7 protein-coding genes are annotated in these 7,167 nt (G+C 63.5%); 6 read left to right on the forward strand and 1 reads right to left on the reverse strand.

The window, feature by feature from the left end; translation table 11 throughout:
* Nucleotides 1-270 precede the first annotated feature (270 nt).
* The 4 genes from C2U70_RS17240 to C2U70_RS17255 all read left to right on the forward strand — a co-directional run bounded on the left by C2U70_RS17240 (nt 271) and on the right by C2U70_RS17255 (nt 4,315).
* Nucleotides 271-1,533, forward strand: coding sequence for an FAD-dependent oxidoreductase (locus C2U70_RS17240; protein ID WP_246666775.1), 1,263 nt, complete (start codon nt 271-273; stop codon nt 1,531-1,533).
* Nucleotide 1,534: 1 nt separating this feature from the next.
* On the forward strand, nt 1,535-2,812 hold the full coding sequence (locus tag C2U70_RS17245) for an aconitase X (protein WP_140979630.1): 1,278 nt from the start codon (nt 1,535-1,537) through the stop codon (nt 2,810-2,812).
* A complete protein-coding gene (locus C2U70_RS17250; protein ID WP_140979631.1) occupies nt 2,809-3,228 on the forward strand; it encodes an aconitase X swivel domain-containing protein in 420 nt (139 codons plus the stop codon). The genes C2U70_RS17245 and C2U70_RS17250 overlap by 4 nt, the downstream gene beginning before the upstream one ends.
* A gap of 79 nt (nt 3,229-3,307) precedes the next feature.
* Entirely contained in the window at nt 3,308-4,315 is a 1,008-nt protein-coding gene (locus C2U70_RS17255) for an ABC transporter substrate-binding protein (RefSeq protein ID WP_246666776.1), read from the forward strand.
* Between the two features lie 74 nt (nt 4,316-4,389).
* Here C2U70_RS17255 and C2U70_RS17260 read toward each other — a convergent pair whose 3' ends face one another.
* Nucleotides 4,390-5,112, reverse strand: a complete 723-nt coding sequence (locus C2U70_RS17260; RefSeq protein ID WP_140979632.1) for a MarR family winged helix-turn-helix transcriptional regulator — start codon at nt 5,110-5,112, stop codon at nt 4,390-4,392.
* Nucleotides 5,113-5,127: 15 nt separating this feature from the next.
* On the opposite strand from C2U70_RS17260, the gene C2U70_RS17265 reads away from it, so the two are divergent.
* The gene (locus C2U70_RS17265) at nt 5,128-6,174 is read left to right on the forward strand and encodes an amidohydrolase family protein (RefSeq protein ID WP_433960682.1); all 1,047 of its coding nucleotides are present in this window, start codon (nt 5,128-5,130) and stop codon (nt 6,172-6,174) included.
* Nucleotides 6,171-7,167, forward strand: a 997-nt coding sequence (locus tag C2U70_RS17270) for an amidohydrolase family protein (protein WP_140979634.1), incomplete at its 3' end; no start/stop codon positions are given. The genes C2U70_RS17265 and C2U70_RS17270, both read left to right, overlap by 4 nt.

Here is a 7,167-nt window from a genome sequence, read left to right on the forward strand (position 1 = left end):
CACGCTCCCGGGAGGCAGGTGGAAAGGATCTATCATAATTTCCAAATCGAGAAAACTGAACAGGCAAATTCGCAGGTTTATTTCCACCTCAAGAGGATGCAACTCTCGGTTACCGCAGCAGGTGATGCCAGAAAACTTCAGGCGAGACGATCCAAGGATTACCAAGGCATGGGTGCTGATTCCCTGTCCGTACGGACCAAAGCCTCGACGGCGACGCGCATTGTCAGACGAGAGTCGTCTCGGCCGCTGCAGCGTTCTGCGGACATCTGCGTGGTTGGCTCCGGCATCGCCGGCGTCTCGGCGGCGATTGAAGCGGCGCGACTCGGCAAGAAAGTGCTGCTGATCGACGGGCTTCCCGTGCTGGGTGGTCAGGCCGTCAATTCGATCGTCGGTACCATCTGCGGCATGTTTTCCAACGGCCGCGACGGCTATCAGCTCACCTACGGCATTGCCGAGGACATCATTCGTGACCTGTCCAAGACGGGGGCTGTTCACTACCGACAGGGCGTCACCAACATCATCATCTACGATGAGGTGGCACTGGGGCGCTGGATCGAGAACGCGATCCGCGATGCCGGCATCGACGTGTTGCTCGGCGCGGTGCTGCGCGAGGTCGAAGTCCGCGACCGTCGCGTGCGCGCGCTCGGTCTCGCAACGCGCTATGGTGACGTCCGCGTCGAGGCAAACGGCTTTGTTGATGCCAGTGGCGACGCCGCGCTGGTGTGGCAGGCCGGCTTTCCCTGCCAGGAGGCGGCCGACGGGCCGGTGTTCGGCACGCAGATGGTCGTGCTCGAGGGCATCGATGAGGCGCATGTGCCAAGCCGGGCTGAATTGCCGGCGCGGATGCGCGAGCGGGCCGCGTCTTACGGTCTGGTGCGGCGCGAGGGGCTGAGCTTCATCATTCCCGGCCGCGGCATCGCGGCGATGAACATGACGCATATGGAGACTCCGCTCGATCCCTTCGAGATGTCGAACAAGACGCTGGAAGGCCGCGATCAGGCCGATCGCGCCGTGCAGTTCCTGCGAAGCGAGTTTCCCAAGGCCTTTGGCAAGGCGCGCGTGCGCGCCTACGGCTTTCCTGGCATCCGGCAGACGCGCTGGATCCGCGGCCGGCAGCAATTGACCGCCGAGGACGTCATCACCGGGCGCGAGTTCGAGGACGCGATCGCACGCACGGCCTGGCCGATCGAGTTGCACGATTCCGGAACGGACCACGTCTGGCGTCCCTTCGGCGACGATCACATGCACTACGTGCCGTTCGGCAGTCTCACGCCCGGCGACGCCGACAACGTCGTCGCGGCCGGACGTTGCATCGATGCCGACAATGCGGCGCTGTCGAGCGTGCGCGTGATGGGGCCGTGCATCGCCATGGGAGCCGCCGCGGCGCATGCGCTCGATCTTGCGGGCACCGGCAGTGTGCACCAGATCGACATGGCGGCGCTGCGACACCGCCTGCGTGACAATCTCGAGCGCAAGGTCAGCGGCCACGACATTGCCCGGGGCATTCGTCCCTTTGCAGAGGCGGGTATTTGACATGAAGTTGACGGATGCCGAACGCGGGATGTTGGACGGTGCGGAAGGTGCTGCCGTCCAGAAGGCCATGGATCTCCTCGTTCGCTATGGCGAGGCGCTCGGCGCCGAGCGGCTGGTGGAGACCAACAATGTGTGCGGCACCTTTGTTGCCGCGGGGCCGATGATCCGCGAGTACGCCAGCAAGGGCAACGACGCGATCTTCTCCGAATTCAACCTGGACAGTAGTGAACAGGTCACGATGCCGTCGGTGAAGGCCTACACCTGCCATCTGATCATGGGCATCGACAGCGAGCATCCCGAAATGCGGCAGCTCTCGGAGGATGCCGCGCGGGTGCAGAGCGAAGGGGAGCGGTTCTTTGGCGCCAAGGGCGTCAATATGCTTTCTACCTGCACGCCGTACCAGGTCGGCAACGTCCCCGTGATGGGTGAGCACTGCGCCTGGATGGAATCGTCGGCGGTGATCTATTGCAACTCGGTGCTCGGCGCGCGCACCAACACCGAAGGGCGCGAGAGTACGGGGGCTGCGAGCATCACCGGGCGAATTCCCTATTTCGGCCTGCACATTCCGGAAAACCGCTTCGCATCGCACCTCGTCGACGTCAAGATCGCCGTCGACGACATGATGGATTGGGGCCTGCTTGGCTATGCGATCGGCGAGATGGTCGAGGAGGACATCCCGGTATTCCGGGGGCTCGCGTCGCAGCCGAGCTTGATCAAGCTGAAGCATTTCGGAGCGGCCGCGGCATCGTCGGGTGGCGTCGAGATGTACCACATACCGGGCGTCACCCCTGAGACGAAATCGGAAGAAGGGGCTCTTGGCGGGAAGCCGCCGCGCCAGACCTGGGTCTATGGTCCGAAGGAGCAGCGCGCGGCCTATGAAAAGCTGAACTCGACGGCCAAATCGGCCGAGGTCGACTTCATCATGCTGGGCTGTCCGCACAATTCCATCGAGCAGGTCTGGCAGGTTGCGCGCCTGCTGGAGGGGCGGCGCATCAGCCCGAACACCTCGCTCTGGGTCTTCACGCCGCGGGCCCTGAAAGAGATTGCCGATCGCAGCGGCTATACCGACGTCATCAAGGCCGCCGGAGGCCATGTGCTCAGCGACACCTGCCCTGCGATCTCGCGGATCATGCCGAAGGGCACCAAGGTCGTCGCGACGGACTCGGCCAAGCAGGCTCACTATTTGCCGGCCATCACCGGTGTTCAGGCCTGGTTCGGCTCGGTCGCCGATTGCGTCGAAGCCGCCATCGAAGGACGCTGGACCGGAGGGCTGCGATGACCACTATCACTTTGCGCGGCCGGAAGGTCGTCGGCGGCGTCTCGGAGGGCGAGGCGCTGGTGACCAGCGAGACAATCTCGGGATGGGGAGGCATCGACCCGCGCACGGGCAAGGTCGTGGAGACGCATCATGAACTGTGCGGCGTTTCCTTCAAGGACAAGATCCTCGTGTTTCCGGGTGCCAAGGGCTCGTCGGGCTGGTCACAATATTTCCACCTCGCGCGCCTTGCGGGCACCGCACCCAAGGCCATCCTTTACAACCGGACCACCACCAAGGTCGCGCTCGGCGCGGTGGTGATGCGGGTGCCGGCGCTCACCGATTTCGACCGCGATCCGCTGTCGATCATCGAGAACGGCGACTGGGTCAGGGTCGATGCCGACCAGGGGATCGTGGAGATCACGAAGAAGGATTCGTAATCGGTCGAGGCCGGCGTGACCGGCGCGCGAAAATGCCTCCGGCAAGAGGGGCGGTTTGCAAGGTCGAAGGGAGCAGCGAGTGAGACGGGCGTCCTGGTATATCGTGGCAATGATTGCGGCCTGTGTCGCGACCTCGTCGGCAAGGGGCGAGGATAATGCCGCGCTGGTCGCAGCCGCCAAGGCAGAGGGTAAGCTGACCTTCTACACGTCGTTTCTCGGCGCGCCGTTTCACCTCGCCGCCATCAAGAGTTTCGAGAAGAAATACGGTGTCACGGTCGAGTTGCTCGACGTCAGGGCAAGCGAGCTCCGCGAGAGGTTGCGGACCGAGCAGGCCGCCGGCCGTTTCATCGGCGATGTGATCCAGAATGGTGCGGCGACGATGATCCGCTCGCAGCGCGACGGCGAGCTGCAGCCACATGGCGGCATCGTCAACGCGCGGCTTCTATCGCCACAGCAGCCGGCCACCGACGTCCTGGTGCCAAGCTACATCCTGGCCTACGGCATTCTCGTCAATACCACGCTGGTCAAGCCGGCCGACGAGCCGAAGAGCTGGAAGGACCTGCTTGATGCGCGCTGGAAAGGCAAGATCCAGTCCGACGACATGCGCGCGCTTGGCGGCGGCCAGGTGATGTTCTCGGTGTTGCAGGACGCGCTTGGACGCGACTATCACGAGAAGCTCGCGGCCCAGCAACCGATCTTCAGCCGCGACGTCGGCAATGACGAGCGGCGCGTGGCGCGCGGCGAGTTTCCGATGCGCATCCCCCAGCTGTTCTCGAACACGACCGTGCTGAAAGGCTTGCCGGTCAAGCTGGTGATTCCCGAAGAGGGCGTACCCTACATTCGCTTCGACATGGCCTTGCTGCGAAACGCGCCGCATCCCAATGCCGCACGCCTCTTCATCAATCACTATCTCAGTGACGAGGTGCAGCTGATTTACGCGAATGCAGGACTGATCCCGGTCGTGGACAAGCTCAACGGACCGATCAAGGAGGAGATGCGGGCGATGACCGGCGCCAAACTGCTGGGCACCACCAACGTCGACACCCAGGACGCGATGCTTGCGCTCGCGAAGGAGATTTACAAATAGCAGCGCCTGTCGGAGCCACGTACGCGAAGGACAACCTGAACCGTGACCACGGTTCAGACCGGTCTCGTCGTGCCTCAGTGCTCCCAGTCGGCCTCCGCCAGCGCCTTGGCGAGCTGGCGCAACAGGCGTCCCAATTCGGCTTTGTCCGATGGCGCAATCGACTTGAACAGCCGCCGTTGTCGCTGCAGAGACACGCGCAGCAGCTTGGCCGACAATTTCTTTCCGTCGTCGGTCAATGTTGCGATGGCCGCGCGGCCGCGGGTCCTTGTCTGCTGCACCGAGACCAGGCCGTTTTTCTGCAGCAACGCCAGCGCGCGCGAGACGGCCGCCTTGTCGATGTCGATCACCGCCGACAATTCTCCGACATTGAGCGAGCGCGTGCTCTTGAGTGCCAGCAGCAGGCGCCATTCGGCCATGCTCAGGTTCCAGGCATTGCGATAATAGGTCGATGCTCCGCGGTTGAGGCGGAAGCCGATGCCGACCAGCAATACGGTGATGTGTTGTTCCGCAAGCAACCCGCCGAAGGCGAGCGGTTCGGACGCGTCTTTAGGTTTGGTGCGCCGTGTCGGCATGCTGCTCCCCCGATTGCGGGTCACTATACCCAATAGGTCCGATTCGAGGCTATTGATCTGGATCAAATTTTTTGACATGTCATTTATTGAGTGATCAACAAAAAACCCGAACCCAGCGCCCGGGCGCTGCTGGAAGCGATTGAGAAGGGACGAGGCCCGAGGATGACGACCGATCCGTCTGCCAGCCCTCAAGCCTATGCTGGCGCCATCGATTGCGACCTGCATCCCGCCGTGCCGGGGATGGATGTTCTCGCGCCGTATCTCGACGATTATTGGCGAGAGATGATCGCGGTCCGGGCGCTCGATCGCCTGAACCTCAGCCTGACCAGCTATCCCCAGAATGCGCCCCTGAGCTGCCGTCCCGACTGGAAACCGAAGGGTGCGACAAAACCCGGATCGTCGCTCACGGCCATGCAGCAGCATGTGCTCGACCGTTTCCAGGTGAAGCTCGGCATCCTGAACTGCCTCTACGGCGGCCAGGTCATGCACAGCGAGGATATGGCCGCGGCATTGTGCCGAGCGACCAATGAATGGATTCGCGACACGTGGCTCGACCGCGATTCCCGGTTGCGCGCCTCGATTGTCGTGCCCGCGCACAACACCGAGCTCGCAGTCGCCGAAATAGAGCGCGCTGCGGCCGACCGCCGGTTCGTGCAGGTCTTGTTGCTGGTCTCCGGCGAGGTCACGCTCGGTCGCCGTCAGCTCTGGCCGATCTATGCGGCGGCCGAGCGGCACGATCTGGCAATCGGCGTTCATGCCGGCAGTGCGTATCGCTATGCTCCAACCTCGGTCGGGTGGCCGTCCTATTTCGTCGAGGACTACGTCGCGCAATCCGGCGCGTTCGAGAATCAGCTGCAGAGCCTGATCTCCGAAGGTGTCTTTGCGAAGTTTCCGCGGTTGCGGGTGGTCATGATCGAATCCGGTCTGACCTGGCTCAGCGGTTTCATCTGGCGGGCCGACAAGACCTGGAAGGGTGTCCGGGCCGAAGTGCCGTGGGTGACGCGCGCGCCGTCCGACATCCTGCGCGATCACGTCAGGTTCACGGTGCAGCCGATCGACGACCCGAACGAGGCCGAGGGATTGCTGCGGCTGATCGATCACCTCAAGTCGGATGAGCTGTTCCTGTTCTCCACCGACTATCCGCATTGGCAGTTCGACGGCGATGCCGCGCTGCCGTCCGGACTCCCGGGAACGCTGGTGCAGAAGATCCTGCGCGACAATCCGCTCGCCGCCTATCCGCGCCTGGCGGCTCCCGTCGACAAGCCCCAAGCCGAGGTGCATGCATGAGCGTCACCGAACTCGATCGCGCCAATCTCGCCCAATCGAAATTGCGGATCATCGACTGCGACATTCATCCGGCGATGACCGCCTGGACGGAGGTCCATCCGTTCCTCGCGCAGCGCTGGATCGATCATTTGCAGGTCTATGGCAGCCATTTGCGTCACGCCTTCTCCGAGGCGCTCACCCATCCGCGCATGTCGCCGGATGCGGCCCGCGTCGATGCCTATCCGGACGAAGGTGGCCCGCCGGGATCAAGCCTTGCATTGATGCGACAACAGCATCTCGATCCCAACGGGGTCGACCACGGCATCCTGATCCCGTTGCGCTGGAATCCAGGCAGTCAGCGTAACCTCGATTTCGGCGTCGCGCTGACCCAGGCGATGAACACCTGGCAGGTCGAACGTTGGGTTCGCCGCGAGCCGCGCCTGAAGGCGTCGGTGCTGATTGCCCAGGAGGATGCGGCCGGCTCGGTGGCCGAGATCGAGGCGCGGGCCGGCGATCCCAATTTCGTTCAGGTCCTCGTCTTGCCGCGGACTGACGAGCCGCTCGGACGCAGGCGCTATTGGCCGATCTTCGCGGCTGCCGAGCAGGCGGGCTTTCCGATCGCGATTCACGTCGGCGGCACCAACGGGCACCCGTCGACCGGCGGCGGCTGGCCCTCTTACTACATGGAAGAGCATCACGCGGTCGCGGAATCCATGCAGGCGATCGTCAGCAGCCTGGTTTTCGAAGGCGTATTCGAACGCTTCCCGAAGCTGCGTGTCGTGATCATGGAGGGCGGGCTCGGCTGGATTCCGTCGCTCTCGGCGCGCATGGACAAGCACTGGGCGAAACTGCGCGGCGAGGTCCCGCATCTGAAGCGCAGGCCGTCGGAATATGTGCGCGAGCACGTCTGGTTCACGACCCAGCCGATGGAAGAGCCCGAGCGCGCCTCGCATTTGACGGAGCTCTTCGAGCGGATCGGCTGGGATCGGCTGCTGTTCTCCACCGACTATCCGC

It is taken from the genome of Bradyrhizobium guangdongense (assembly GCF_006483445.1).
GTDB classification, from domain to species: domain Bacteria; phylum Pseudomonadota; class Alphaproteobacteria; order Rhizobiales; family Xanthobacteraceae; genus Bradyrhizobium; species Bradyrhizobium guangdongense_A.